Annotated in this window: 20 protein-coding genes and 1 tRNA gene; 12 read left to right on the top strand and 9 right to left on the bottom strand. The window is 72.6% G+C overall.

Annotated elements, in window-relative coordinates; translation table 11 throughout:
* Positions 1-74: 74 nt before the first annotated feature.
* Genes OHA30_RS10825 through OHA30_RS10815 form a run of 3 tightly spaced genes read left to right on the top strand, consistent with a single transcriptional unit; the run spans position 75 to position 2,804 of the window.
* Positions 75-662, top strand: coding sequence for a sigma-70 family RNA polymerase sigma factor (locus OHA30_RS10825; RefSeq protein ID WP_328913605.1), 588 nt, complete (start codon positions 75-77; stop codon positions 660-662).
* Positions 659-1,429 carry an anti-sigma factor gene (locus OHA30_RS10820; RefSeq protein WP_328913604.1) on the top strand — a complete coding sequence of 257 codons (771 nt, stop codon included), beginning with the start codon at positions 659-661 and terminating at the stop codon, positions 1,427-1,429. Before OHA30_RS10825 ends, OHA30_RS10820 begins: the two co-directional genes overlap by 4 nt.
* Positions 1,422-2,804, top strand: a complete 1,383-nt coding sequence (locus OHA30_RS10815; protein WP_328913603.1) for a cryptochrome/photolyase family protein — start codon at positions 1,422-1,424, stop codon at positions 2,802-2,804. The genes OHA30_RS10820 and OHA30_RS10815 overlap by 8 nt, the downstream gene beginning before the upstream one ends.
* 52 nt (positions 2,805-2,856) lie before the next feature.
* Here the strand turns inward: OHA30_RS10815 and OHA30_RS10810 are convergent, their stop codons facing one another.
* Both OHA30_RS10810 and OHA30_RS10805 read right to left on the bottom strand, forming a co-directional pair.
* Positions 2,857-3,705, bottom strand: coding sequence for a class II fructose-bisphosphate aldolase (locus tag OHA30_RS10810; protein WP_328913602.1), 849 nt, complete (start codon positions 3,703-3,705; stop codon positions 2,857-2,859).
* A gap of 73 nt (positions 3,706-3,778) precedes the next feature.
* A complete protein-coding gene (locus OHA30_RS10805) occupies positions 3,779-4,669 on the bottom strand; it encodes an SIS domain-containing protein (protein WP_328913601.1) in 891 nt (296 codons plus the stop codon).
* Between the two features lie 215 nt (positions 4,670-4,884).
* Between OHA30_RS10805 and OHA30_RS10800 the strand changes: the two genes are divergently transcribed.
* Entirely contained in the window at positions 4,885-5,673 is a 789-nt protein-coding gene (locus OHA30_RS10800; RefSeq protein WP_328913600.1) for a DeoR/GlpR family DNA-binding transcription regulator, read from the top strand.
* Positions 5,674-5,761: 88 nt separating this feature from the next.
* Here the strand turns inward: OHA30_RS10800 and OHA30_RS10795 are convergent, their stop codons facing one another.
* On the bottom strand, positions 5,762-6,262 hold the full coding sequence (locus OHA30_RS10795) for a MarR family transcriptional regulator (RefSeq protein ID WP_328913599.1): 501 nt from the start codon (positions 6,260-6,262) through the stop codon (positions 5,762-5,764).
* Between the two features lie 732 nt (positions 6,263-6,994).
* Here OHA30_RS10795 and OHA30_RS10790 point away from each other — a divergent pair.
* Entirely contained in the window at positions 6,995-7,882 is an 888-nt protein-coding gene (locus OHA30_RS10790) for an MIP/aquaporin family protein (RefSeq protein ID WP_328913598.1), read from the top strand.
* A 360-nt stretch (positions 7,883-8,242) separates the two neighbouring features.
* On the opposite strand, the gene OHA30_RS10785 is transcribed toward OHA30_RS10790, so the two are convergent.
* The 3 genes from OHA30_RS10785 to OHA30_RS10775 form a co-directional block, all read right to left on the bottom strand.
* Positions 8,243-8,638, bottom strand: a complete 396-nt coding sequence (locus OHA30_RS10785; protein ID WP_328913597.1) for a hypothetical protein — start codon at positions 8,636-8,638, stop codon at positions 8,243-8,245.
* Between the two features lie 313 nt (positions 8,639-8,951).
* Positions 8,952-9,491, bottom strand: coding sequence for a hypothetical protein (locus tag OHA30_RS10780; RefSeq protein WP_328913596.1), 540 nt, complete (start codon positions 9,489-9,491; stop codon positions 8,952-8,954).
* Positions 9,492-9,839: 348 nt separating this feature from the next.
* Positions 9,840-9,912, bottom strand: a tRNA-Arg gene (locus tag OHA30_RS10775).
* A 337-nt stretch (positions 9,913-10,249) separates the two neighbouring features.
* Between OHA30_RS10775 and OHA30_RS10770 the strand changes: the two genes are divergently transcribed.
* The 7 genes from OHA30_RS10770 (at position 10,250) to OHA30_RS10740 (ending at position 18,964) form a co-directional block, all read left to right on the top strand.
* A complete protein-coding gene (locus OHA30_RS10770) occupies positions 10,250-11,881 on the top strand; it encodes a dynamin family protein (protein WP_328917816.1) in 1,632 nt (543 codons plus the stop codon).
* A complete protein-coding gene (locus tag OHA30_RS10765; RefSeq protein WP_328913595.1) occupies positions 11,878-13,755 on the top strand; it encodes a dynamin family protein in 1,878 nt (625 codons plus the stop codon). Before OHA30_RS10770 ends, OHA30_RS10765 begins: the two co-directional genes overlap by 4 nt.
* A 124-nt stretch (positions 13,756-13,879) precedes the next feature.
* On the top strand, positions 13,880-14,305 hold the full coding sequence (locus OHA30_RS10760; protein WP_328913594.1) for a single-stranded DNA-binding protein: 426 nt from the start codon (positions 13,880-13,882) through the stop codon (positions 14,303-14,305).
* Positions 14,306-14,550: 245 nt separating this feature from the next.
* On the top strand, positions 14,551-15,969 hold the full coding sequence (locus OHA30_RS10755) for a Cys-Gln thioester bond-forming surface protein (protein WP_328913593.1): 1,419 nt from the start codon (positions 14,551-14,553) through the stop codon (positions 15,967-15,969).
* A gap of 189 nt (positions 15,970-16,158) precedes the next feature.
* Positions 16,159-17,823, top strand: a complete 1,665-nt coding sequence (ettA, locus tag OHA30_RS10750; protein WP_328913592.1) for an energy-dependent translational throttle protein EttA — start codon at positions 16,159-16,161, stop codon at positions 17,821-17,823.
* Entirely contained in the window at positions 17,823-18,242 is a 420-nt protein-coding gene (locus OHA30_RS10745; protein ID WP_328913591.1) for an acyl-CoA thioesterase, read from the top strand. The genes ettA and OHA30_RS10745 overlap by 1 nt, the downstream gene beginning before the upstream one ends.
* Positions 18,239-18,964 (top strand): hypothetical protein, encoded by a 726-nt coding sequence (locus OHA30_RS10740; RefSeq protein ID WP_328913590.1) that lies wholly within the window; start codon positions 18,239-18,241, stop codon positions 18,962-18,964. The genes OHA30_RS10745 and OHA30_RS10740 overlap by 4 nt, the downstream gene beginning before the upstream one ends.
* A 7-nt stretch (positions 18,965-18,971) precedes the next feature.
* Here OHA30_RS10740 and OHA30_RS10735 read toward each other — a convergent pair whose 3' ends face one another.
* Genes OHA30_RS10735 through OHA30_RS10725 form a run of 3 tightly spaced genes read right to left on the bottom strand, consistent with a single transcriptional unit; the run spans position 18,972 to position 26,384 of the window.
* The gene (locus tag OHA30_RS10735) at positions 18,972-20,042 is read right to left on the bottom strand and encodes an ABC transporter ATP-binding protein (RefSeq protein ID WP_328913589.1); all 1,071 of its coding nucleotides are present in this window, start codon (positions 20,040-20,042) and stop codon (positions 18,972-18,974) included.
* Positions 20,039-22,951 carry an ABC transporter permease gene (locus OHA30_RS10730; protein ID WP_328913588.1) on the bottom strand — a complete coding sequence of 971 codons (2,913 nt, stop codon included), beginning with the start codon at positions 22,949-22,951 and terminating at the stop codon, positions 20,039-20,041. Before OHA30_RS10730 ends, OHA30_RS10735 begins: the two co-directional genes overlap by 4 nt.
* A 1-nt stretch (position 22,952) precedes the next feature.
* Positions 22,953-26,384 (bottom strand): ABC transporter permease, encoded by a 3,432-nt coding sequence (locus tag OHA30_RS10725; protein WP_328913587.1) that lies wholly within the window; start codon positions 26,382-26,384, stop codon positions 22,953-22,955.
* Between the last annotated feature and the right edge of the window lie 115 nt (positions 26,385-26,499).

Raw genomic sequence — 26,499 nt, 5'->3', positions numbered from 1 at the left:
CAATCCGCCCGCGCTGTGGCTTCGAACCCCCGGCGAAGACCCGCGCGGGCGGGTCGGAACGGGATGGATCGCACATGAAGGAAGCCGTACGCCTCGGTGACGCCCCACCGCAGGCAGGGCCCGATCTTCAGGAGCTGCTCGCCGCGGCGGCCCGTGGGGATCAGGCCGCCTTCGGCCGGCTGTACGACGCGGTGGCCGGGCCCGTGCTCGGCCTCGTGCGGTCGGTGCTGCGCGATCCGGCGCAGTCCGAAGAGGTCGCCCAGGAAGTGCTGGTCGAGGTGTGGCAGACCGCGGCCCGTTTCCAGCCCGGCAAGGGCAGCGTCATGACGTGGGTGACGATGCTGGCGCACCGCCGTGCCGTGGACCGGGTCCGCTCCGCCCAGGCGGCCACCGACCGCGAGCACAGGGCGGCGCTGCTGGACCGTACCCCCGCCTTCGACGAGGTGTCCGAGCAGGTGGAGGCACGGCTGGAGCGCGAGCAGGTCCGCCGCTGCATGCGCGCGCTCACCGAGTTGCAGCGGCAGTCGGTCACGCTCGCCTACTACCACGGCTTGACCTACCGGGAGGTCGCCGAGCTGCTCGCGGCGCCGCTCGGCACGGTCAAGACCCGTCTGCGGGACGGACTCATCCGGCTGCGGGACTGCCTGGGGGTGACGGCATGACAATCGCGGAACTGCACACGCTCACGGGTGCGTACGCGGTCCACGCGCTGACCGGACCGGAGAGGGAGGAGTTCGAACGACATCTCGCGGAGTGTTCCGCGTGCGCGAGGGAGGTGGACGAGTTCACGGCGACGGCCAGTCGGCTCGGCATGGCCGTGTCCGCGGTGCCGCCCGCGCGAATGCGGGAGCAGGTGCTGATACGGATCGGCGCGGTCAGACAGGAGCCGCCACTCGTCACCTCACGGCAGGAGCTGCCTGATCCCGCCGCCCGTTCCACCGGTGCCCGCCGTCTGTCGCGGTACGCCCTCGCGGCCTGTCTCGCCGCGGCGGTCGGGTTCGGCGGGGTGGCGGTCTGGCAGCACCGGACGGCCACGGACGCCGGGCAGCGCGCCCAGCGGGCCGAGCAGCGCGCCACCGACCTGTCCCAGGTGCTGGCCGCACCCGACGCGGTCTCCACCACCCGCAGGACCGGCGCCGGTGCGACCACGACCGTGGTCGTCTCCTGGAGCCTGGGCAAGGCCGCGTTCCTGGCCTCCGGAATGCCCGCGCTGTCCGGCGGCAGGATGTACGAGCTGTGGTTCGACGACGCGGGGACGATGCGGCCCGCGGGTCTGATGGACCCGGCTGTCTCCGACCAGGCCGTGGTGCTCGACGGACGTGTGGGGGTGGCGTCCGCCATGGGCGTCACCGTGGAGCCCGCGGGTGGTTCCGCGCACCCCACCGGCGATCCGGTGGCGCTGCTGACCTTCCCGGCCGGCCATGGCTGAGACCGTCGCCGTCGCCCTGTTCACCGCGGACCTGCGGCTGCACGACAACCCGGTGGTGTCGGGGGCCGTCGCCGCGGCCGACCGGGTCGTGCCGCTCTTCGTGGTCGACCCCGGCATCGCCCGCGCCGGATTCGCCGTTCCGAACCGGGCCGCCTTCCTCGCCGACGCGCTCGCCGACCTCGACGGAAGTCTGCGGACCCGTGGCGGGCGGCTGATCGTACGGCGCGGCGACCCGGCCGGCGAGGTGGCGGCGGTCGTGCGCGAGACCGGGGCCAGGCAGGTGCACCTGGCGGGCGGGGTGAGCCGGTACGCCTCGGGCCGCGAAGAGCGGCTGCGCGTGGCGCTGGCCGGGATCGGCTGCGCACTGGTGGTGCACGACGCGGTGATCACCGCGGTGCCGCCCGGCGCCGTCACCCCGGCGGACCGTGACCACTTCGCGGTCTTCACGCCGTACTACCACCGCTGGAACGCCGAGCGGATCAGGCCGGTGACGGCCGCGCCCCGCCATGTCGTGCTGCCCGACGGCGCGGTCGCAGGCGCGCTGCCGTCCGCCGCCGAGCTGACCGGCCCGGGTGGCGGAAGCCCCTCGCCCGGACTGCCGCGCGGCGGCGAGAGCGAAGGGCGCCGCCGGTCCGCGGCCTGGCGCCGCCACGGCCTCGCGGACTACCCCGGCCTGCACGACGATCTGGCGGCCGACGGTACCTCCCGGCTGTCCCCGTATCTGCACTTCGGATGCCTCTCCGCGGCCGAACTCGTCCGGCAGGCCAGGGACAGGGAGTCGGGCGGCGAGGAGTTCGTACGGCAGCTGGCCTGGCGCGACTTCCATTACCAGGTGCTCGCCGCCCGTCCCGACGCGGCCCGCGCCGACTACCGCCCCCGGCAGTACGGGTGGCGCAGTTCGCCCGAGGAGTTCGCCGCCTGGAGGGACGGCCGGACCGGCTATCCCGTCGTCGACGCGGCCATGCGGCAGTTGCGCCACGAGGGCTGGATGCACAACCGGGCCCGACTGCTGACCGCGAGCTTCCTCACCAAGACGCTCTGCCTGGACTGGCGGGCCGGTTCCCGGCACTTCCTGGATCTGCTGGTCGACGGCGACATCGCGAACAACCAGCTCAACTGGCAGTGGGCGGCCGGTACCGGTACCGACACCCGTCCCAACCGGGTGCTCAACCCGCTGCGCCAGGCGATCCGTTACGACCCGGAGGGCGCCTACGTACGCCGCTGGGTGCCCGAACTCGCCGGTCTGGCGGGGCGCGCGGTCCACCAGCCGTGGAAACTCGACGCCCAGGAGCGGCGCCGGTACGACTATCCGGACCCGATCATCACCCTCGCCGAGGGCCAGGCCCGCTTCGCCCGGACCCGCGGCCTGGACTGACACACCGCCCGCCGCGGGCGCGCCGCCCCCGGGCCGGCAACCCCCAACTGCCTCAGACCGACGCCCGGCCCGACACCACACGCAGGAGGTGCGCCGCGGTGGCGCTCATCGCCTCCCGGGCCGGGCGGAGGTAGCGACGGGGATCGACCACGGCCGGGTCGGCGGCGAGCCGGTCACGTACGGCCCCGGTGAAGGCGATGTTCAGCGCCGTACCAATATTGATCTTCACCATGCCCGCCGTGACGGCCTGGCGCAGTTCCTCGTCGGGCACCCCGGACGAACCGTGCAGCACCAGCGGCACGTTCACGGCCGCCCGCAGCCGGGAGATCAGGCCGAGGTCGAGGCGGGCCGTGCGTTCGGTCATCGCGTGCGAACTGCCGACCGCTACGGCCAGCGTGTCCACGCCGGTCGCGGCCGTGAAGGCCGCGGCCTCGGCAGGATCCGTGCGTACACCGGGCGCGTGGGCGCCGTCCTTCCCGCCGACCTCGCCCAGTTCGGCCTCGACCCACACCCCGGCGGCGTGCGCCCAGGCCGCGATCCGCGCGGTGGACCGTACGTTCTCCTCGTACGGCAGCCGGGAGGCGTCGAACATCACGGAGGACACCCCGGCCGCGACGCCCGCCCGCAGCAACTCCTCGTCCTCCACATGGTCCAGGTGCAGCGCGACCGGTACGGCGGCGCCCCGCGCGACCGCCGCCGCCCCGGCGAGCAGCGGTTCCAGCCGGCCGCCGTGGAACTTCACCGCGTTCTCGCTGATCTGCAGGATCACCGGCAGCCGGGTCTGCTCGGCGGCGGACACGATCGCCTCCGCGTGCTCCAGGGTGATGACGTTGAACGCGGCGACACCGATGCCGGACGCGCGGGCGGCGAGGACGAGTTCGGCGGTGGAGACGGCAGACATGGCGGTGGTCCTCGGGTCGGGCGGACGAGCGGGGGCGGGCCGGGCGCGGATCAGGACAGGACGCCCGACAGGCTCAGGACAGGACGACCGAGCGGGTCAGATTGCGCGGCCGGTCGGGGTTGTAGCCCTTGCCCTCCGCGAGGGCGACCGCGAGCCGCTGCACCCGGATCAGGTCGGCGAGGGGGTCCACGGCCGGGCGGCTCTCCAGATGCCCGCCGACCCCGGACACGTCCGCGGCCAGACCCTCCGGCAGCGGTCCGAAGGACCAGACCGCGCGGCCGGGGCCGGTGATGCTGATCGGCCCGTGCCGGTACTCCATCGCCGGATACGCCTCCGTCCAGGCGCCCGCCGCCTCCCGCATCTTCAGCGCCGCCTCCTGCGCGAGACCGTAGGTCCAGCCGGTGCCGAGGAAGGTGAACTGCTCGGCCTCCAGCGGCTCCCGCGCGAGCGGGTCCGCGACCGCGGCACGGGCGTCGGCGATCGCGGCCGTCAGGTCCTCGCCCAGGTGGGCGCGCAGCAGCGCGAGCACGGTCGTGGCGAACCGGGTCTGCACCACGGACTCCTCGTCCGCGAAGTCGAGTACGACGATCTCATCGGCCGCGTCCATCACCGGGGTCGACGGATCGGCGGTGATCGCGGTGACCGGTACGAAGCCGCGCAGCCGCTCGCAGGCCCGCAGCACCTCCGTGGTCGTACCGGACCGGGTGATCGCGAGGACCCGGTCGTACGCACGGCCGAACGGGAACTCCGAGGCGGCGAAGGCGTCGGTCTCCCCGTGGCCGCCCCGCTCGCGCAGCGCCGCGTAGGACTGGGCCATGAACCAGGAGGTGCCGCAGCCGATGACAGCGACCCGCTCACCGCGGGCGGGCAGCTTGTCCGCCATGGCGGAAGCCAGTTCGGCCGCCCGCAGCCAGCAGTCGGGCTGCGTCGTGATCTCGGTGGTGGTCAGTGACGACGCGGACATGGGGCTCCTCACGCAGGACCGGCGCCGCGCACGAGGGACCGTACGGCCGTCGGCGCGCTTGCTGTGGTCAGTGTAGATGATTGATTCTGATCGAAGATAGCTATGATCGAGCATAAATGAGCATCATGGGAGAGGTGTGGCTACGTGTCAGACTCACGCAGGGCCCATGAGCGGGCGGCCGGGACGTACGAGGGAGACAGGGGAGAGGTGGCATCGTGTCCAAGCAGCAGCGGTGGAGCACGCTGATGGAGCTGCTGGCCGAGCGCGGCCAGCTGGACGTGGAGGACGTGGCCGCCGAGCTCACCGTCTCCGCCGCCACGATCCGCCGGGACCTGGACGAGCTGGCCGCTCAGCAGATGCTGGTCCGTACCCGCGGCGGGGCGGTCGCGCACAGCGTCTCGTACGAGCTGCCGCTGCGGTACAAGACCTCGCGGCACGCTCCGCAGAAGCAGCGGATCGCCCAGGCCGCCGCCGATCTTGTGGCGGCCGGCGACGTGGTGGGGCTCAACGGCGGCACCACGACCACGGAGACCGCCCGGGTGCTCGCGCTACGGCACGCCCGCGAGCCCGCGACCGGCGGCGTCCCCGGGCTGACGGTGGTCACCAACGCCCTCAACATCGCCGCCGAGCTGGCCGTGCGCCCGCAGATCAAGATCGTCGTCACCGGCGGTGTGGCCCGCCCGCAGAGCTATGAGCTGGTCGGGCCGCTCGCCGCCGGGGTGCTGAACGAGGTGGTGCTCGACATCGCCGTCCTTGGCGTCGACGGCCTCGACCCCGAGCGCGGACTGATGACCCATCAGGAGGACGAGGCGGGAATCAGCCGGCTGCTCGCCGACCGGGCGCACCGGCTGGTGGTCGCGGCGGACTCCTCCAAGATCGGCAGGCGCGCCTTCGCCCGGATCTGCTCGCTGGACCGCGTCCACTACCTCGTCACCGACGCGGGGATCGGCGAGGAGGACCGGGACCGCATCGCGGAGGCGGGGGTGAAGGTGGTCACGGTCTGAGCGGGGGGGGGTGAAGCGGCCACCGTCCGAGCGCCGGGCCCTTACGGACGGGTCCATGAGCGCCGCTTCGGGTTCCCGGGTGCCCGGTTCAGCCCTCGGCGAGTTCGTCGGTGGCGCCGCGGCCGGCCCTGGCCGTACGCAGCAGGAAGTCGGCGATCATCACGAGATCCGTGTCCTCGTACTCGGCGCACACGTCGTCCATGGCGCTGTTGAGCCCCGAGAACAGGAACGCCACCTCGGCCTCCTTCTCCTTGATCACCTGGACGAGAACGGCCCTGCGGTCGCCCGGGTTGGGGGTGCGGACCACCCAGCCGCCGCGTTCGAGGCGGTCGAGGACTCCGGTGAGGGTGGCGGGGTGCAGTCCTGCGCGTTTGGCGAGCGCGGTGGGGCCGATCGGACCGTAGCGGCTGACGAGGTCGAGACACTCCAGATCGGCGTCCCTGAGGTCGAGGTGGGCGCCGACCTGATGGTTCAGCAGAGCCATCTGGATACTGAGGTCGCGCAGCCCGTCCTTGATGCGGTTGTTCAGCCGCTTTCGCCGCCGCGCCGTCGCCGCTGCCGATGCCGCTCCGGGCAGTGTGGAATCCATACGCAACGATCCTCGCTCGCTCGCTCACCGGGAATGGCCCCACGACCACCGCACGACCGCCCGGTGACGGTCACGAGACGGGGGCTCAATCCCGTCGGAGCGGCTCAGGCGCATACCCTCTCACACCCCGTCATTCCAAGTCGTGGCTCTTCGCGGAAAGTACGCCGCCCTCGCCGACCTGCGGTGACGGGCGAGGGCAGGGGTGTTTCAGGAGGCTGGTGAGGCGTGCCTTCGCCGGCGGAACGACCCGCCGCCGGCGACCCCTCGTCGCCGGCCGCGGCCCGCACGGTGAACGGGCCGACCGCGGCGGCGGCCGTGACGACCGGGCCCCGCGGCGTCCCTTTCCCGCTCGCCGGCCCCGTACACGGCCGCGGAGAACGCCGAACCCGCCCACATCCCGAACTCCTCTGGCGAAAGTGCTCCGGCAGGACTCGGACCTGCGGCCAAGCGCTTAGAAGGCGCCTTGTCTATGACGCTCGCCATCGCCCTGACCAGCGCAAACAGGATGTGAATGAGCGTCCTGAACGGCGGTCCGAGACTCCGCCGACCGCCCTCCCCCTCCTTGACACCCGCCGCCCTCACCCCCACCCGCCCTGAGATCTGGCTGAACACTCCATTGGAGGGAATATTGCGGTGACTCGCCGCCCGGTTCGCTCCGATGGCCCTTCCCTGTTTCAGTGTTTCCGGTAGGGAAGCGGTAAGTCTGTTCTATGCCGACTGAGGAGCAGGACGATGGCTGAGCGCATCGCGCGTCGACGCGGTTATCGAGAAGGACTCATCGGCGAGATGCTTGCCGAGTTTCTGGGAACGTTCGTTCTGATTTTGTTCGGCGTCGGGTCGGTTGCTGTCGCCGTCGTCGGTCTGCCCGGATCCGGGCGGCAGACCGGACCATTTGGCGCAGCAAACTGGATTATCGTTTCATGGGGCTGGGGCCTTGCCGTGGTATTTGGCGTATACGTGGCCGGCGGAATCAGCGGCGCCCACCTCAACCCTGCGGTGACTCTCGGCTTCGCAGTTCGTAAGGACTTCCCGTGGCGGAAAGTCCTACCCTATTGGCTGGCCCAAGTCATGGGCGCTTTTGTCGCCGCCGCTCTCGTCTACGCTTCGTACAGGTGGGCGATCGAGGCGTTCGACACGAAGCAAGGCATCCACCGAGACAAGTCTCTTTCCACATACTCGATCTTTGCTACGTTCCCCGCCGAATATTTCGGAAATTCATGGTGGGGGCCCTTGCTCGACCAAATCGTGGGGACAGGACTCCTGCTTCTCCTGATCTGTGCGCTCATCGACAGGCGCAACACGGCTCCAATGGCAAATCTCCACCCGTACCTCATCGGCTTGGTGGTCGTAGCGATCGGCCTGTCCTTCGGCACCAACGCCGGGTACGCGATCAACCCCGCACGTGACTTCGGCCCCCGGTTGTTCACCTACTTCGAAGGCTGGGGCTCCATCGCTCTCCCGGGAAAGTTCATGTGGTTCGATCACTATTGGTGGATCCCCATCATCGGTCCACTCATCGGCGGAGTCGTTGGCGTAGTCGTGTACGACCTGCTCATCTCCCCAGTGATCAACTCCAGGACTGGTGAGGTCGAAGAAGGACCAGCCACCGAAGAGCACTGACCGGCAGTACGCCCGTGCGTCCGGCGCGCAGCACTGGCGCCCCGTGTGAAGGCATCACATACTTGATGCCTTCACATACAGACTTCGGCGACCTCCCGAACGGCGAGATCCTGGCGACGTGCCCGTCCCGGTTGTGCCACTCTTGCGCCCCGAAGTCCTGAGTGCCTTTGCCAAGGAAAACCGATCGACAAGGCACCAGGGCAGGAGTCTCCGCAAACGACGTGCGCCACCGATATCGGCCCCGTCCTCATCACCCGGCCGCCCACCGTACTTGGCACTCGTGGCTCGCTGAACAGACACACGGCCATCGTCAACGAGGTATGAGAAACGATGTCTCGCCGGTGTCGGTTGTCCCAGGCCTCACGGCCTGAGGTTCTCTGTTCGCCGAACCCGGAACCTTCTCCACAAGACGAAGCCCGCGGCCTGCCAGAACGTCTCCGTCAGGGCCAGCCGGCGACCGGCCGACGGCAGTCGGTTGCGGGACCAGGTCGCCTGAGCACCAGTACGACCGGCAGAAGACAACGACGGCGAAAACCCCAGCACTCGGTCGCGGACGTCAACGTAGCTGTCCAATAATACGGACGCTTCCTGTACGGCCAGTACCCCCTCGCAGTCGAGCGCCTGGAACCAGTGCGTGTCCGCCTGTTGCCAGGTACTCGCGTTCAGCCGGTTGACTCTGAGGTGCCGCAGGCATGCGATGCGGTAGGCCACGTCTGACCGTAACGGGTCGAGGGCCAGAGCGGGTTTGTCAGCCATATGTCTTTTGCCTCCATTACTGCCAACCGTCATGAATGGCATCGGCATCGTAAGCACTGCGTGCAGGGCAGCGGGAGCAGAAGCGCAGGCCCCGCAGCCAGGGGGCGGTGCCGGTCCTCTGGTCCGCTTTTGCCAGCCTGGAGGGCGGTGAGCGCCTGGCGGTAGTCGGCCGACGCGGTCTCGCGGGCGTTCGTGGACCCCGATTCCGGTGCGGGGTGCGGGCGGGCCTCGGGCCGGGCCGGTGTGCCGGAGGTCTGGGTGGTGGGTGGCAGCAGGCGGATGGTTTCGCGGCGGTGGGACGGCCGGTGCGGCGTCAGTGGGCGAAGCGCTCGCGGGCGTGTCGGCCGGTGACCTTGGCCAGCTCGTGCCAGAACGGGCGCGCGGTGAGGTAGAGCCCGAGAACGGACATGATGCCGAACGAGACATCGACGCTGACCCGGCCCTGCTTGGCCCAGTAGACGTCCTGGAGGTCCAGGAGGAGGGCGAACTCGTCGGCGATCAGGGCGGCGCCCCCACCGTAGGCGGCCGCCACGGCCGGGTGGCCGACGGCCTGGGTGTCGCCCCGGACGGCGACCAGGCCGACCCCTGACAGGATGCCGATGCCGATGTTGTAGTGGTGCAGGTGGGTGCCGCCCGCTGAGACGTTGCCCAGGGGCAGCCAGCCGCCGCGGATGCCGTGTGTGATCAGTCGCACCGTGCCGAACGTGGTCCCGAAGGAGATCCACGTGACGATGAGCGACCGCTGGGTGGGGGTCGTACGCTCTCGCAGTGTCTTCTTCCAGCGGTCGGTCAGGCGCGGCGTCTGCCGCGGACCGTCCTTGCCGATTCCGCGCTGCGCGATTCCGCCCGTCATGGCGCGCCTCCGTCTCCCCGCTCCGGAACGCGCAACAGTCGTTGCCCGTTCCGGCGAGTACCCCCACTCCCACGCTACGTCGAGGCGGAAGAACCCGCTGGCCGGCGTCGGCCGGTAGGGCCCCCGGCAGGTTGCCCTCGGGGAAGCGCGCCGCACGCGCCGTTCTGTGGGACGTATGTGGGACGACCAGCCGTATACAGCCGGTTTCAGCCACCCTCAGCCGGACATTTCGCCTCGGCCCCCGTTGGATCCCAGAGCTAGCGGTGTCCTTACGCGGAGGCTGCTAGCGTGCCCCCTGAGCTGGGCAAACTCGCTACGAACGAGAAGCGGGACAGCGTGTCGGTGAAGCGCCCCCGGCAGGACTCGAACCTGCGGCCAAGCGCTTAGAAGGCGCCTGCTCTATCCACTGAGCTACGGGGGCTGGACAGTGGCCGCGGCTGTCTCCGCCCCTGGGTGGTTCCGTGACCTCGTACCGGGGTCAAGGATAGGGCGCCACATGCCTGCTGCCGGGTGCTTCACCCGTGTGGCACGGTGTGGAGGTTCGGTGAAGCGGTCCGATAATCGCAGGCGCGTGCAGAAGGTGCATCGCTTTTGACGGGTCGAAATGCTGCTGTTGTGCACTCGTTATGCCGGTGGCTCATTCTGTCCCCTGGCCACCTCCAGTCCCGGCAGGCCGCCACGCGGGCCGAATAGGGCAAATTACCCGGAATGCGCTTCAAAAATGCTGCATTTTGGGGCATTCTGCCATTGTGGTGATCTTGGACGTACGGCCCCAGCTGCTTGACGCGCTGTCCGCACTTCGTGACTGTGTCGACGCCGCACGCTTCCCCTTCCCGCTCCCCGGAGCCGCCCGGGCCCGCCTCACCCGCAAAGAGCTGCTCGCCCAGCTCGACGACTACCTCGTACCCCGGCTGGCAGCCCCGGAAGCCCCGCTGCTGGCCGTTGTCGGCGGATCGACCGGGGCGGGAAAGTCGACCCTCGTCAACTCCCTCGTGGGCCGCCGGGTCAGCGCCCCGGGCGTGCTGCGGCCGACCACCCGCGTCCCGGTGCTCGTCTGCCACCCCGAGGACCGCGCCTGGTTCGCCGACCCCCGTGTACTGCCCGGACTGACCCGTGTCTGGGCCGTACGGCAGCGCTCCCGGGCGGACGAGGACGGCCAGTACCGGTCCGACTCCGAGCGTCCCGAGCCCGAGCGCGCCGAGCTGCGGCTGGAAACCGACGACTCGCTGCCCCGCGGCCTGGCACTCCTCGACGCCCCCGACATCGACTCCCTCGTCACCCGCAACCGGGAACTCGCCGCCGAACTCATCTGCGCCGCCGACATCTGGATTCTGGTCACCACCTCCGCCCGCTACGCCGACGCCGTGCCCTGGCACCTGCTGCGCACCGCCAAGGAGTACGACGTCACCCTCGCCACCGTCCTCGACCGTGTCCCGCACCAGATCGCCGACGACGTGGGCCGGCACTACGCGGCCCTCCTGGACAAGGCCGGGCTCGGCGACGTACCCCGCTTCACCGTCCCCGAACTGCCCGAATCCGCCGGCGGGGGAGGGCTTCTGCCGCAGACCACCGTCGCCGCGCTGCGCGCCTGGCTGGCGCACTGCGCCGAGGACCCGGCCGCCCGGCAGCACGCCGCCCGCCGGACCGTGGTCGGCACGCTCGACTCACTGCGGGCCCGGCTGCCCGCGCTCGCCTCCGCCTCCGCCGCCCAACACGCCTCCGCCGTACGGCTCGCCCGCACCGCCGACGAGGCATACGCGCGGGCCGCTGTCCGGATCGAGGCCGCGATCAGGGCCGGTGTGCCCCTGTCGGGCGAGGCGCTCGCGCACTGGCAGGGCTACCCGGAGTGCGGCCCCGACGCCTTGCAGCACGCCCTGGCCGAGGAGTTGGCGGCGCTGCTGCGCACCGAGACCGACGCCGCCGACGAACGCGTCACCGAGGCATGGCAGCGCGACCCGGCGGGCACCGCCCTGCTCGAAGAACCCACCGCCCGCCCGGACCGGGACCGGGTGGCCGTCGCGACCCGCATCGACAAGGGGGTACGCCGCTGGCGGCGCGGTCTGACCGACCTCGCCTACGCCGAGGTCAGGGCGATCCGCACCACCGACCGGCCGCCCGCCGACCCGGAGGACGTGGCCGCCCTGCTGGCCACCGCCCTGCTCGGTGGCCGCCCGGGGCGGTTCGCGGGCGAACGTCTCGCCGAGACCCTGGGCGCGCAGGCCGCCCTCCGCCTGCGCGACGCGGCGGGCGACCGTCTCGCCGACGCCGTCGCCGGACTGCTCGGCGGGGAACGCGAACGGCGGCTCGCACCCGTCGACGGCTACGACGTCACCGCCGGGCAGCAGTCCGCCCTGATCGCCGCCCTGTCCGTACTGCAGAAGGAGAGGTGACCGCGGTGGCCCCCACCCCCTCGGCCCTGGACGTACCGCTCGCACCCGCCGACGGGGGCGCCGCCGACCCGCTGACCGTACGGGTCGACGCACTCGGCGAACTGCTGGGCCTGTCCAGGACCCGGATCAGCCCGGACGCCCTCGCGGAGAGCGGCGAACTGCTGGCACGCATCGGTGAACGACGGCGACTGTCGCTCGACCACACCGTGGTCGCCGTGGCCGGGGCCACCGGCAGTGGCAAGTCCACGCTGTTCAACGCGCTTGCCGGGCTCGAACTGTCCGAGACCGGCGTGCGGCGGCCCACCACCTCCCGGCCGGTCTCCTGCGCGTGGCAGCCGGAGCGGGCCGCGGGGCTGCTCGACCGGCTGGGAATCGACCCCCGCGACCGACACGCCCGGCCGGGGCTGATGTACGAGCAGGACCTCCGCTGGGCCTCCGGTGCCCGCCACGGCAGCGCACACTGTTCAGTTGGCGACTCCGCCGGGACCGGTGGTGACCTCGGTGGTGTCAAGGATCAGAGCCTCGACGGGCTGGTACTGATCGACCTCCCCGACCACGACTCCGCCGCCACCGGTCACCGCGAGCAGGTGGACCGCCTGCTGCGGCTGGTGGACGTCGTCGTCTGGGTGCTGGACCCGGAGAAGTACGCCGACGCGGCACTGCACGAGCGCTATCTGCGCCCCCTGGCCGGGCACGCCGATGTGACCGTGCTGGTGCTCAATCAGGTCGACCGGCTGCCGGGGGACACGGCGGACCTGGTCCTCGACGACCTGCGACGGCTGCTCGACGAGGACGGACTCGCGGTCGGCGAGCACGGCGAGGACGGGGCCGTCGTGCTCGCCGCCTCCGCACTCACCGGGCAGGGCATGCCGGATCTGCGCTCCGTGCTGGGCCAGATCGTCACCGAGCACACCGCGGCCGGGCGGCGGCTGGCGGCCGATCTGGACCACACGGCGAGCAGACTCCAGCCTCTCTACGTCGGCGAGGGCGGTGCCGGGCTCACCGATCCGGCGCGCGAGGACTTCATCGACCGGCTCGCGGACGCGGTGGGAGCGGCCGGGGTCGGTCAGTCGGCCCAACGGGACTGGGGACGCGCCGCGCGGGACGCGTGCGGCACACCGTGGAGTCGACTGATCGGGGAACGGACCGCTCCGGCGCACTGTTCCCTTTTCGGCCGGAAAATGCCTAGTTCACCCGTTCGAGGGATCGATGGGAGGTCCGGAGCACTGCCCGCCGGGGCCGCCGCGAGGCGACCCGCCGGCCCGCCCGCAGCCCGGACAGGAGGAGAGCGGAACCGCCGGCCCGGCCCGGCCGGGACCGCGTCGCGGCCGGTGATCGACGAGGCGGTCCGCGGACTGACCGCCGACGCCGCCCGCGGACTGCCGGCCCCGTGGGCCCGGGCGGTCCGGGACGCGGCGCGGCGCGGCGGTGAGGGGCTGCCGGCGGCGCTGGACGGCGCGGTGGAGCGGGCCAGGCCCGGCGAGCCCGAGCCGCCCGGCTGGTGGTCCGTGGCCAGGGCCGTGCAGTGGCTGCTGATGGCGCTCGCGCTGGCGGGGGCGGTCTGTCTGACCGCGGTCGTGACGGACTGGATCGCCCTGCCCTGGTGGCCGCCGCTGGTCATGATCGCGGCGGGTGGGGCCGGCGGGCCGCTGGTCACGTGGATCTGCCGGATCGCCGCCCGCGGTCCCGCCCGGCGTTACGGACAGGCCGCCGAGCGGCGGCTGCGGGACGCGGCGGCGGACTGCGGCAGGGCCCGGATCCTTGAGCCGGTCGCCGCCGAGCTGATGCGGTACCGGGAAGTGCGTGAGCAGTACGCCGTCGTCGCCGGGTCCGCGCCACGGCGTTCCTGTCTGCCCGGTCACTCGTCCGAGTGACCGAGTTATCCACAAGCGACCGTTTTTCCACAGATTTCATTTTCCCGCTCTGCGGCTCCCGGAATTCCCGCACGATGTCATCAACGCGTTCCGCACGGGAGCGCGATTGACAGAGGAGTGCGTGATGAACGAGACCCTGGTGACCGTCGTAGGAAATGTCGCCACCGAGCCCGAGAGCCAGGTGACCGCGGCCGGTGTCACCTGCACCCGATTCCGGCTGGCCACCTCCTCGCGCCGCTGGGACACGGAGCGCGGGGCGTGGACGGACGGCGCGACGAGCTTCTACACGGTGCGCGCGTGGCGCAATATCGGCGTCAACGTCAAGGAATCCGTCGGTCTGGGTGAACCCCTCGTCGTCCAGGGGCGGCTGAGGATTCGCGAGGACGAGAAGGAGGGCCGCCGCCATGTCTCCCCGGAGATCGACGCGGTGGCCGTGGGACATGATCTCGCCCGCGGAGTGGCCCGATTCACCCGCGCGAGGTCGACCGGAGGCGCCGTGCCGGCGGAAGCGGCGGCTCCGCCACCGCCTCTGGCGGCCGCGGCGTCCTGAGTATCCGGAGTATCCGTATTCAGCGGTATTTCCCAGGAGGAAGCGAACCGGGGACTTATCGACAATCACGGAGACATGCCCGCCGCGGCATAACGATTGAGATTCGAAAACCGCGCACGGTGTCCTCGATGGTGAGTGTGTGACGCATGGTTTCTAGGATTTCGACGTTCGCACGCGCGGGGGCTCGGAAATGCAGGCGAGGCGACCCTCCTATCGACCGTATGCCTCGCCCGGAGGGGAAATACATGTTCAGGACCTACAGGCGGAGCGCTGCCCGCCTCGCGGCGGTCGGCATCGCGGCCGGCCTGCTCGCGACGGGCGCGCTGACCGGAGCGGTGTCAGCCGTCGCCGACGACGCGCCGTCGTCGAGCGGGGCGACAGCGACTCTCGACGGCCTTCAGAAAGACCTGTCCGACGGCTCCACCTACATCGAGAACGGCGTCAAGCACCCGGAACCCGCCGGACTGTTCAAGATGACCCTCGACGGCGGGGGCAGCATCCTCACCTACTGCATCGACTTCCACAACTCGACGCAGTCGAAGGCGAGTTACCAGGAAGTGCCGTGGAGCGCGACCTCGCTCTACGGGCCCGACCGGGACAAGGACAACGCGGGCAAGATCACCTGGATACTCCAGCACTCCTTCCCGCAGGTCAGCGACCTCAAGGCGCTGGCGGAGACGGCCGGGACCGATCCGCTGACCGAGAAGACCGCGGCGGCGGGCACCCAGGTCGCCATCTGGCGCTACTCGGACAACATGAACATCACGGCCAATGACCCGGCCGCCGAACAGCTCGCCGAGTACCTCTACAAGTCCGCGGTCGTCGTGGCCGAGCCCGCGCCCTCGCTGACGCTGGACCCGGCCGCCGTCTCCGGCAAGTCCGGCGACCGGCTCGGCCCGGTGACCGTGCACACCAACGCGGACTCCGCGCAGGTGTCGCTGGCCTCCGACGCGCCTTCCGGCGTGAAGCTGACCGACGCCGACGGCCAGCCCGTCACCACGGTCAAGGACGGCGCGAAGCTGTACTTCGACGTGGCCGCGGGCACCGAGGACGGCAGCACCTCCGTGGACGTCACCGCCACCACCGCCGTGCCGGTCGGCCGCGCCTTCACCGGCGTGGGCAACAACAAGGCCAGCCAGACCCAGATCCTCGCGGGCTCCGAGTCCACCCCGGTGAGCGCCTCCGCGACCGTGTCGTGGGCCAAGAAGGGCCCGATACCGGCGCTGTCCGCCGAGGTCGTGTGCGCCAAGAACGGCGTGGACGTCACGGCGGCCAACGAGGGCGACGAGGACTTCACCTTCCAGCTGGAGGGCAAGGAGTACACCGTCGCGCCGGGCAAGTCGCAGACGATCACGGTCCCCGTCGCGGAGGACCAGAAGTACAAGATCGACATCGAGCTGCCCGACAAGTCGGTGAAGACCTTCGAAGGCGTGCTGGACTGCAAGACGGCCGCCACGCCCGCCCCCAGCACCCCCGCGGCCTCGACCCCGCCGGCCAACCAGCCCAGCCCGGCCACCTCGGGCGGCAGCGGCGACAACCTCGCCGAGACCGGTAGCAGCAGCGCCACCCCGCTGATCGCGGGCATAGCGGTAGCCCTCGTCGTGGTCGGCGGCGGCGCGGCCTTCTTCTTCCGCCGCAAGAAGAGTTCCGCCGTCTCGGAGTAACTCCGTCATCCGGGCCACCCCGCCCGCCCCGCCCCGGTCCGCCGGGGCGGGGGCCGGGTCCCGACGCGCCCGCGCCGCGCGCCGGGACCCATTCGCCCGGGTGGGTGGACGTACGGCAAGATGGGGTGTATCTGCCCTCACGCGGCGGAGCCGCACATTGGCCCTTCTCGATCTGCCGGACGGTTTCTCTTGGCTGAGTACATCTACACGATGCGCAAGACGCGTAAGGCGCACGGCGACAAGGTCATCCTCGATGACGTGACGCTGAGCTTCCTGCCGGGCGCGAAGATCGGTGTGGTCGGCCCCAACGGTGCCGGTAAGTCCACGGTGCTGAAGATCATGGCGGGGCTCGAGCAGCCGTCGAACGGTGACGCGTTCCTGTCGCCGGGCTACAGCGTCGGGATGCTGCTGCAGGAGCCGCCGCTGGACGAGTCCAAGACGGTGCTGGAGAACGTGCAGGACGGCGTCGCGGAGATCAAGGCGAAGCTGGACCGGTTCAACGAGATCGCCGAGCTGATGGCGACCGACTACTCCGACGCGCTGCTCGACGAGATGGGCCAGCTCCAGGAGCAGCTGGACCACGCCAACGCCTGGGACCTGGACGCGCAGCTGGAGCAGGCCATGGACGCGCTGGGCTGCCCGCCCGGTGACTGGCAGGTGACCACGCTGTCCGGCGGTGAGCGGCGCCGGGTCGCGCTGTGCAAGCTGCTGCTCGAAGCGCCCGACCTGCTGCTGCTCGACGAGCCCACCAACCACTTGGACGCCGAGTCCGTGCAGTGGCTGGAGCAGCACCTGGCGAAGTACCCCGGCACCGTCGTCGCCGTCACCCACGACCGGTACTTCCTGGACAACGTGGCGCAGTGGATCCTGGAGCTCGACCGCGGCCGGGCGATCCCGTACGAGGGCAACTACTCCACCTACCTGGAGAACAAGGCGTCCCGGCTCAAGGTCGAGGGCCAGAAGGACGCCAAGCGGGCCAAGCGGCTCCGCGAGGAGCTGGAGTGGGTCCGCTCCAACGCCAAGGGGCGGCAGGCCAAGTCGAAGGCCCGACTGGCCCGCTACGAGGAGATGGCGGCCGAGGCCGACAAGATGCGGAAGCTGGACTTCGAGGAGATCCAGATCCCGCCGGGCCCGCGGCTGGGTTCCATCGTGGTCGAGGTCGAGCACCTGGGCAAGGCGTTCGGTGACAAGGTGCTGATCGAGGACCTGTCGTTCACCCTGCCGCGCAACGGCATCGTGGGCGTCATCGGCCCCAACGGCGCCGGCAAGACCACCCTGTTCAAGATGCTGCAGGGGCTGGAGGAGCCGGACTCCGGCAGCATCAAGGTCGGCGAGACCGTGAAGATCTCGTACGTCGACCAGGGCCGGTCCAACATCGACGCGAAGAAGACGCTGTGGGAGGTCGTCTCGGACGGCCTGGACTACATCAACGTCGGCCAGGTCGAGATGCCGTCGCGGGCGTATGTGTCGGCGTTCGGTTTCAAGGGCCCGGACCAGCAGAAGCCCGCCGGGGTGCTCTCCGGCGGTGAGCGCAACCGTCTCAACCTCGCGCTCACCCTCAAGCAGGGCGGCAACCTGCTGCTCCTCGACGAGCCGACCAACGACCTCGACGTGGAGACGCTCTCCTCGCTGGAGAACGCGCTGCTGGAGTTCCCCGGCGCGGCTGTGGTCGTCTCCCACGACCGCTGGTTCCTGGACCGGGTGGCGACGCACATCCTCGCGTACGAGGGCGACTCCAAGTGGTTCTGGTTCGAGGGCAACTTCGAGTCCTACGAGAAGAACAAGGTCGAGCGGCTCGGTCCCGACGCGTCCCGGCCGCACCGCGCCACCTACAAGAAGCTGACCCGCGGCTGATGGCCCGCCACATCTTCCGCTGCCCGCTGCGCTGGGCGGACATGGACGCCTTCGGGCACGTCAACAACGTGGTCTTCCTGCGGTATCTGGAGGAGGCGCGGATCGACTTCATGTTCCGCCTGGCGCCGGGTGAGGGAAGCGCGTCGTTCACGGGCGGCTCGGTGGTGGCCCGGCACGAGATCGACTACTTGCGCCCGCTGGTGCACCGGCACGAGCCGGTCACCATCGAGACGTGGGTGGCCGACATCACCGCGGCGTCCATGACCGTGAACTACGAGGTCAGGGACGAGGAGATCGTGTACGCGCGGGCGGCCACGGTCGTGGTGCCGTACAACCTCGAAAAGCAGCGGCCGCGGCGGATCACGGCGGAGGAGAAGGCGTTTCTGGAGGAGTACCGGGACGAGGCCGTGGCCGCATGAGCGTGCGGCTCGGTTTCGCCGAGGGACCGGGCGGGGCGGGGGCGGGGGAGGCGGAACTCGCCGCCTTCCTCGGCCGGCTGGTCCGCTGGGACAAGGCCGCGGTGGTCCGGCTCAGGTCCGCCGAGGGGGAGGACGCGCTCGGCGTCTTCGGGCACCCGCCCTTCGGCGGTGTGCTGGCCATCAAGAGCATGGCGCTGCGCGGCGGCGGCATAGCCGAGACGGTGGACGCGACGGTCTCCGCCGGGGAGTTGCTGGAGGCGGTCGCCGCGGCCGCGGACGGCGGGGAGTTCACCGTGCCGGGGTCCGTCACCGGCGGCGCCTGGGCCGGAGTGCTGCCGCCGAGGTCCGGCTGGCTGCGGATCGCCGAGCTGGACGCGGCCGCGGTACGGGCGACGGCGGCCGGGACGGTGGCCGAGTTCCGGGCCCGCACCGAGGCGCTGGTGCCCGAGCGGCGTACCCGGGCCGAGTTGGACGCGCTCGCCGAGGAGCTGTGGCGTCGCCCGCTGCCCGCGAGCGCGCCCGGGGTGACGCTGCGGGTGGTGCACGCCGCCCACGCGCTCGGTTTCCTGCCCGCGCCCACCAGGGAGCCGGCCGAGAGCGGCGCGGCCGAGACGGTCGTACTGCTGTCCGCGGGCCCATGGGTGCGGCTCCGTACCGGATACGGGTCGGTGGCCGTACGGAGTGCGTCGGCGGCCGGCGGACTGATGGTGACCCCGGCGTGAGCGGGGTTCACCCCGTCGGTCCGGCGTCCCCCTCCGGGCGGTCGGGCCAGACACCGATGTGGTCCGTCTCCAGCTCCAGCAGCACCCGGGAGCGGATGTCGAGGGCGTCGGTGTAGTCGCGGGGGAGCTGGAGCCGGCCCGCGCGGTCCACGGTGACGTACTCCCGGGCCACCACGGACTCCTGTCCGTGCTCGTCGACCTCGGTACGGCGGACGACCTCGGAGGCGGTGCGGCCGTCGCGGATGGCGACCGTACGGCGTACGGCGTTGGCGACGGCGTGGTCGTGGGTGACCACGACGACCGTGGTGCCCAGCTCCTCGTTCGCGGTGCGGAAGGACGCGAAGACCTGCTCGCCGGTGGCGGAGTCGAGTTCGCCGGTCGGTTCGTCGGCGAGGATGACGGACGGGTTGTTGGCGAGGGCGACGGCGATGGCGGCCCGCTGCTGCTCGCCGCCGGACATCTGGCCGGGGCGCCGGTCGTGGCAGTGGCCGACGCCCAGCATGGTCAGCAGTTCGGTGGCACGGGCGGCCCGCTGCCGTTTCGCGCGCGGGCCGCCGCCGCTGCCGGACAACTGCATGGGCAGGACGACGTTCTGCGCGGCGGTCAGATACGGCAGGAGGTTGCGGGCGGTCTGCTGCCACACGAAGCCGACGACCTCGCGGCGGTAGCGCAGACGGGACTTGGCGTCCATGGCCAGCAGGTCGTAGCCCCCGACGGAGGCGGCGCCCGCGGTGGGCACGTCGAGTCCGGCCAGGATGTTCAGCAGCGTGGACTTGCCGCTGCCGGACGCGCCGACCAGGGCCATCAGCTCGCTTTGCCCGACGAGCAGGTCGAGTCCCTGGAGCGCCTGCACCTCGACGCCGTCGGCGGTGAAGATCCGTACCAGGCGGTCGCAGCTGATCAGGGCGTCCTGGCCGTACGCGGGCCGGTCCCGCCGTTCCGCGGCGCGCCGCTCCAGCTCGGCGAGGCTACGTACGGTCCCGCTCCCGCTGCCCGCGCCACCCGCGCCCGCGCCACCCGCGCCCGACGGCCCGGAACCGCCGGAGGCCCTCTTCACCGACGCGTCGCTGTCGCTCATACCCGGTCCCCCGCTCTCAGTTCCGTGCTCTCACGCCGTCGTCCGCTCACCCACACCTGTGCCAGCAGGACCACGCAGGCCAGTATCAGCAGGCCGGCGGAGGGGAGGGCAAGGGACCAGGGGTCCGCTCGCAGACCCAGGCCGAAGTCGACCGGGGCCAGAGCACGCGGACCGGTGCCGAAGGTCAGGGCACGCAGATCCACCCCCGGCCCCAGCAGCGGCACCACCGCCAGACCGACCAGCACACCGCCGACCGACGCGAGCAGCGCCTGCGGCAGCATCTCCAGCAGCACCAGACCGCGCGACTGCCCGCGCGTCATGCCCATCGTGCGCAGCCGGGCCAGCAGCGTCGCCCGTTGCGGCGCCGCCTGGAGCAGCGAGAGCAGCAGCGCCAGCGCGCTGTACGCCGCCCCGGCCGCGACCGCCGCCAGATAGATCCCGCGCGCGCCGTGCTGCAACGGGCTGTCGGACATCGACGCCCGCTGCTCGCCGCGCAGCAGCACCGTCGCAAAGGCCGTGCTGTGGGCGCCGACGGTGTGCAGCGCCTTGGCGTCGATCTTCGCGCCGGGCGCGGCCATCGCCAGCAGCGTCGTCGGCTCGGTGTACTGCGGGAAGGCCGCCGCCTCCGGGTGCCGCGCGTTCAGCTGGGCCGCCGAGACGAGCACGAACTCGCTGCCCGGCGCCGCCGGAGTCGTCGCCACCACGCCGACCGGACGCACATCGGATGCCCCGACTCCCGTGTCGATCAGCGTCGTTCGCCCGGCCAGCGCGTGGGCGAGCTTCGGTGACAGCACGGCGGGCAGCGGCCCGTGCCCGTCGTCACCGGTGAAGGCCGAGCCGGGGAAGGAGGGCAGCCCGATCGCCCGGGTGAGCTTCGCGTACGCCACCGGGTCGACGATCACCAGCGAGTACGGCATGCCGAAGACGGCGTTCGCGCTGTTCGGCTCGACGCGGGCCGTGACGACCTGCCCGACCCCCGGCACCTTCCGCACCTGGCCGGGCAGTTGCCTGGCGAGGGCGCCCTGCGCGTCGATCCGGGCGTCCGCGCCCACCGTGGCGACGGCCGCCCGGTCCCGTCCGTGGTCCGTCCCCGCCAGCACCGAGCCGCCGAAGGACGCCACGGTCAGCGCGACCAGCATGGCGAGGAGCGGCAGTTGACCCGTGGCGGGGGCCCGTCCCGCGCGGGCGAGCCCGAGGTGCGCGACGGCGCCGGTCAGCCGCGCCGCCGGTCGACCCAGCAGCCGCAGCGGCACAGGAAAGACCCGCAGCAGCACCAGCGCGGCGGCCACCGCGACCAGGACGGGAGCCGCGGCCAGGAACGGGTCCGAGCCCCCGTCGCCCGTCCCACGCCGCCGCAGCGCCAGCACCGTGCCCACCACCAGCACGGTGACGGTCAGTTCGGCGACCAGGCGCCGCCGTGAGGGACGGGCCGCGACCAGGTCCTCCCGTTCCGCCGGCCGGGGCCGCCGTACCGCCCAGGCGGCTCGCAGCGGCAGCGCGAGCGCCGCGACGGCCGTGACCGCCGCGCCCAGGCACACGGGGAGCAGCAACCGTTCGGTCGGCAGCAGCGCGAGCGCCAGCGCGGTGCCGGCGAGCCCGCCGGGCACGGCGGCCGCCGCGGTCTCGCCCGCCAGCCGCCGCAGGATTCCGCGCAGCGACCCGCCGCGCGAGCGCAGCAGAGCGATCTCGCCGCGCCGGCGCTCGGCGGCGAGCCCGCCCGCCATCAGCAGCACCGCGAGGGCCGTGGTGCCGACGCCGACCGCCGCGACCAGCACCATCGGTGCGACGGCCCGGCGGTCCTTGGCGAAGGCGTCGAGCACCGTGCCGACCCCGGCCTCCGTGCGCACCCCCGGGTCGGCCTTGCGCAGGGCGACCGAGGCGGGGCCGGTGTCGAGGGACGACAACTCCTCCTGGAGCGCCGGCACGTCGTGCGCGGCCAGCCGCGAGACGTCCAGCGGGTGATGCCAGTACAGGGACGTGTCCACGCCCAGCACCGGCATCGAGACGGCGGTCGTACGGTCCACCAGCAGCGTGAAGTGCCAGTACGTCTTGGGCTCTCCGCCCGGCGGGGTCGGCGGGCGGTCGAGGGTGGGCGAGAGGAGGTCGGCGTCCTCGTTCCAGTAGACCGAGTCCGGGTCGAGGGGCGCGACGACGCCCGAGACCCGTACGGTCAGCGGCTGCGCCCCCGCGCCGTACAGATGTACTTCCTGGCCGATTCTGAGGTGCAGCACCTTCGCGGTCCGCTCGGTGACCGCGCCTTCGAGCAGGGCCGTCGGCTGATCGGCCACCGGCACCGCGTGCGGCAGCCGCCCGGCCACCACCCGGGTGTGCGCGGCCAGTCCGGCCTGGGCGACCAGATCGGCCCCGGGGTTGTGCGGGGAGGTGTGCGGGAGCTCCGGGTCGGGCACCTCGGACTCGGCGGTCGTCCGCACCCCGTAGACGGCCTCGTCCTGGCTCAGCCGGATCGGCGGCCGGACGAGCTTGCGGAAGTCGCGTTCCACCTGGTCGACGGCGTCGGGCGCCAGCGGGCCGGGCGACGAGGGGTCCGCGTCGGGCTCGTAGGACGCCAGCAGGCTGATCCCCCGGTCGCGCGGACTCGCGTCCTGGACGGCGTGCCGCAGCGCGGTGTCCTCGTAACGGTCCACGGCTCGCGGCAGGGCCGCGGCGAGGAAGGCGGTGGCCAGCACCAGCGCGAAGGTCGCGAGCGCGGCGGCGGGCGCGGCCCGCAGTCTGACCCGTACCCACGCCAGGCCGGCGCCGTCGCGCGAATCCTCGGCCCCGGGCCCCTCGGCCCCGGGCCCCTCGGCCCCGGGCCCGGCGACCCCGGCAGACCCCACCCCTGACCCCACCCCTGACCCCGCCCCGGACACGGCCCCCACCCCGTCCACCGGCTCGGCGGTCTCCGCCATCTCAGTCCTCCCCCTGGCGCCGCAGCGCCGCCGCCGGATCGCCGCGCCCGGCCGCCGTCATCAGCACCACGAGCAGGGGCGCGATCAGCACCACCGCGAGCAGTTCCGTGAGGCGCCCGACGGGCAGTTCGACCAGCAGGACCGGCACCGGCCGGTCGGCCTGCGCGGTCAGTACGATCAGCGGCGTCACCAACCGGGTCAGCAGTGCGCCCAGACCCACCCCGACGACCAGCGAGATCAGTACCAGCAGCCCCTGCTCGGCGGCGATCATCCGGGCCAGCTTGCGGCGCGGAGCGCCCAGCGCCCGAAGCACCGCGAGTTCCGCCTCGCGTTCCCTCATCGCGCCCGCCGAGGACACCGCGAAGCCCACCGCGGCCAGCAGCGCCGCCGCCACGACCGCCGCGGGCAGCGCCGACCGGGGGCCCGCGCCCAGCGGGTCGGCCCGCAGTCCGGCCGCCGTCTCGTCCGTGACGAGCACCGTGTCGATGTCCGTACGGGCGCGCAGCGCCGCCGCCACCTTCGCCGTGTCGCCCGGGTGGGCGGCCACCCACCACTCGGTGGGTTGCAGCGACCGCGCGCCCTTGGCCTCCAGCGCCCGGTCCACGGCCCGCAGGTCGAGCAGCAGCGCGCCCGCGTCCTTGCCCTTCCCGCTCGCGTCGGCCGGGTCGGCGCCGGAAGCGCCCGTGATCAGGTCGTCGCCGGTGCCGGGGATGCCGCGTACCGCCGCGGTGACGCGGACGTCGCTCTGCACGCCGCCCAGCTCCACCCGTACGGTGTCGCCGACCTTCGCGCCGACCGCCCGCAGATACGCGTCGGTGGCGACGGCCGAGAGCGGGGGAGCGGAGGGGGCCTTGGCGCGGATCCGTACGGTCGCCGACGGCGGCTGCTGGTAGGCGGAGGGGCCGAGGGAGAGGGAGCCGGTGCGGTAGGACACGGTCAGCAGCGCGCCGCCGCCGGTGCGCGGGGCGGTGACGGACGGGGCGGTGAGGTCCGGGATGTCGCTCAGCGAGGGGTCGTCGAGGGCCGTGGCGGCGGTCCAGGGCGCGTCGGGGTGCGCGGGGCGCAGCGGTGTCTCGGTGCCGTCCGCCGAGGTCACCCGGGCCGAGGCGATCGTCAGCACCTGGGCGCCCGCCCGCGTCGGCAGTGTGTACGAGGCGTCGACGCGCACCAGCCGCAGCGGTCCGGCGGGCCCGCCGCCCGAGGAGCCGGTCTGCGAGGCGAGGTCGAGTACGAGCGGGTGCGGGGCGCCGTCCGCCGGCAGGTCACCGAGGGCGAACGCGTACACCACGCCCCTGGCGTCGACGAGCGTCGCGACCAGATGGTCGGCCCCGACGCCCTGGGTCCCCGCCGACCCGCCCGCCGAGGAGCCGCCCCCCGGCGACCCCGGCGACCCCGCCGGCCCCGCCGGCCCCGCGTCGGCCCGCAGGACCGCCGTGAACGTCACCCGCCCGGCCCCGCCCGGCAGCGCGAAGCCCTCCGCGTCCGGCCCCGCCCGCAGCGGCTTGAGCAGGTCGGTCAGCGGCCGGCCGTCGGTCAGGTCGGAGCGGAAGCGCATGGCCCGGTCCGCCTGCCCGGTGTCGATGACCAGCGCGGTGGCATGCCGATCCTGGGTGAGCGAAAGCGGCTCACGGGCGGCGGGCGCGGCCGCGGCGACCCCCGGGACGGCGGCGAAGATCCCGGCCTGGCCGAAGGGCGGTGTCGTCATCCCCGTCACCCGGAGATCCGCGCCGACCGCGTACGCCGCCTGGTCGCGCTGCGAACGGTCCCAGCTCGCGCCCTGCCCGATCGCGAACATGCCCATCGCCACGGCCAGCACCAGCAGCAGCGCGGCGCCCGCGCCCCGCCGGGGCCGCCGCGACAGCTGCCACCCGGCCAGCGCCAGCGCCAGCCCCCTGCCGCGCGCGGCCCGCCGCTCCCCGAGCCGGGCCGCCAGTGGCAGCAGTCGCAGCACCAGGACGGTCCCGGCCAGCAGGCACAGCGCGGGCGCGGCCACCAGCACCGGGTCCACCCCGAGGCCGCCCGAGGTGTTCGCGCTCAGCGCGCCGCCGCCGGTCGCCCGCCGCCGCAACTGCCAGTACGCGACCGCGGCGATCACCACCAGAGCGAGGTCGGCGCCCGCCTGGAGCGGCCCCGGCAGCGACCCGCGCCGGGAGCGGGAGGCGCGCTCGGCCGCGTAGGAGCCGCCGGCCCGCAGGGCGGGCACGATCACCGCGAAGGCGCAGGCCAGCGCGGCGCAGGCGGCGACCGGCCAGGCGGCGCCGCGGCTCGCGCCGTCCAGACGCACCCCGGTGCGCGCCATCGCGCCGGTTCCGGCCAGCAGCCGGGTGAGCGGCCCCGCGAGCAGCGGCGCGACCAGCGCGGCGGGCACCGCGAGCAGCAGCGCCTCCCCGGCGGCCAGCCGCGCCACCCCGGCCCGTGAACCGCCGCGGGCCCGCAGCAGCGAGGTCTCCCCGGCCCGTTCCTCGGCGAGCAGTTGGGCGACGAGCAGCAGTGCGAAGCCCGCCAGGATCACCAGTTGCAGCGCGCCGATCAGCAGTGTGGACCGGGTGACGAGCAGGCTGCGGCGCAACCCGTCGAGCAGCGTGGGCAGTTCGCTGGCCGGCTGGGTCACCGAGGTCACCCGGTCGTTCCGCAGGTTCTCCAGGGTCTGCCGCACCCCGCTCTCCAGCGCGTCCATCCGTCCGGCCGTGACCGTACGGAAGTCGCCCGCGGCCTGCCAGGACATCGCGGCGGGCGGCACCCGGCCGGAGCCGAAGGTGCCGTCGTCGACCAGCATCGGCCCGTAGGTGGTGAAGGCCACGGTGTGCACACCGCGCCCGCCGAGCGGGTCGAGGTGCCAGTACGGTGCCGCGGGGTCGGCCGGGTGGTAGACGCCGGTGACGCGGACCCGCAGACCCGGGCCGCCCAGCCGGTCGGTCAGCGCGATCACGTCGCCGGGCGCCACCTTGAGGGCCACCGCGGCCACGGCGGGGATCGCCGCCCGCACCTCGGCCGAGCCCGGCGCCGCGGCGGTCGGCCAGTCGCCCGCGGTGAGCGTCACCCGGGAGCGGTCGAATGCGGCCAGCAGCGTCAGATCGGGGTCGCCGTTCCGCGCCGCGCCCGCGGGCCGCAGTGCGAGCGGCAGCCCGTAGGGCCCCGATCTGGTGCTGGCGTCGACCCGGGCGGGCAGCCCGGCGAAGGAGCCGTCGAGCGTACGGCGTACGGCCGCGTCCAGGGCCTTGGCGTCGTGGCCGCTCACGTCGTCGGCCGTCACCTCGACGGTCGCGCGGTCGGCGGCCTGGTGCTGGAGCGTACGGCGCAGGGCCGCGTCGCCCGTCGCGCCGGTGAAGGCGGTGAAGGTGGCCAGCACGCAGGTGGTGAGCATGACGGTGAGCAGAGCCGCGGTGAGCAGCAGCCGGTGGGCGCGGACACGCAGCAGTACGAATCCGGTCACCGGTGGTCCCCCGTCCTCGTGCTGAACGGATGGTCTCAAACAGGGGAGCGACGCAGAACCGTGCCGGATGCGGTCGCAATGCGATCGTGACCGCCGCCGGGCGGACGGCGGCGGG

This window comes from Streptomyces sp. NBC_00223, from assembly GCF_036199905.1.
Taxonomy (GTDB): domain Bacteria; phylum Actinomycetota; class Actinomycetes; order Streptomycetales; family Streptomycetaceae; genus Actinacidiphila.
Note: the sequence above shows the minus strand (reverse complement) of the source record. Positions and strands in the feature narration are given on the sequence as shown.

What these genes read in the sequence shown, in the direction of transcription:
- OHA30_RS10805 (WP_328913601.1), bottom strand. Translation starts at nt 4,669, where the DNA reads ATGTCCGCGTCGTCACTGACCACCACCGAGATCACGACGCAGCCCGAC.
- OHA30_RS10810 (WP_328913602.1), bottom strand. Translation starts at nt 3,705, where the DNA reads ATGTCTGCCGTCTCCACCGCCGAACTCGTCCTCGCCGCCCGCGCGTCC.
- OHA30_RS10785 (WP_328913597.1), bottom strand. Translation starts at nt 8,638, where the DNA reads ATGGCTGACAAACCCGCTCTGGCCCTCGACCCGTTACGGTCAGACGTG.
- OHA30_RS10745 (WP_328913591.1), top strand. Translation starts at nt 17,823, where the DNA reads ATGGCCCGCCACATCTTCCGCTGCCCGCTGCGCTGGGCGGACATGGAC.
- OHA30_RS10740 (WP_328913590.1), top strand. Translation starts at nt 18,239, where the DNA reads ATGAGCGTGCGGCTCGGTTTCGCCGAGGGACCGGGCGGGGCGGGGGCG.
- OHA30_RS10780 (WP_328913596.1), bottom strand. Translation starts at nt 9,491, where the DNA reads ATGACGGGCGGAATCGCGCAGCGCGGAATCGGCAAGGACGGTCCGCGG.
- OHA30_RS10815 (WP_328913603.1), top strand. Translation starts at nt 1,422, where the DNA reads ATGGCTGAGACCGTCGCCGTCGCCCTGTTCACCGCGGACCTGCGGCTG.
- OHA30_RS10820 (WP_328913604.1), top strand. Translation starts at nt 659, where the DNA reads ATGACAATCGCGGAACTGCACACGCTCACGGGTGCGTACGCGGTCCAC.
- OHA30_RS10760 (WP_328913594.1), top strand. Translation starts at nt 13,880, where the DNA reads ATGAACGAGACCCTGGTGACCGTCGTAGGAAATGTCGCCACCGAGCCC.
- OHA30_RS10825 (WP_328913605.1), top strand. Translation starts at nt 75, where the DNA reads ATGAAGGAAGCCGTACGCCTCGGTGACGCCCCACCGCAGGCAGGGCCC.
- OHA30_RS10735 (WP_328913589.1), bottom strand. Translation starts at nt 20,042, where the DNA reads ATGAGCGACAGCGACGCGTCGGTGAAGAGGGCCTCCGGCGGTTCCGGG.
- OHA30_RS10755 (WP_328913593.1), top strand. Translation starts at nt 14,551, where the DNA reads ATGTTCAGGACCTACAGGCGGAGCGCTGCCCGCCTCGCGGCGGTCGGC.
- OHA30_RS10795 (WP_328913599.1), bottom strand. Translation starts at nt 6,262, where the DNA reads ATGGATTCCACACTGCCCGGAGCGGCATCGGCAGCGGCGACGGCGCGG.
- OHA30_RS10730 (WP_328913588.1), bottom strand. Translation starts at nt 22,951, where the DNA reads ATGGCGGAGACCGCCGAGCCGGTGGACGGGGTGGGGGCCGTGTCCGGG.
- OHA30_RS10790 (WP_328913598.1), top strand. Translation starts at nt 6,995, where the DNA reads ATGGCTGAGCGCATCGCGCGTCGACGCGGTTATCGAGAAGGACTCATC.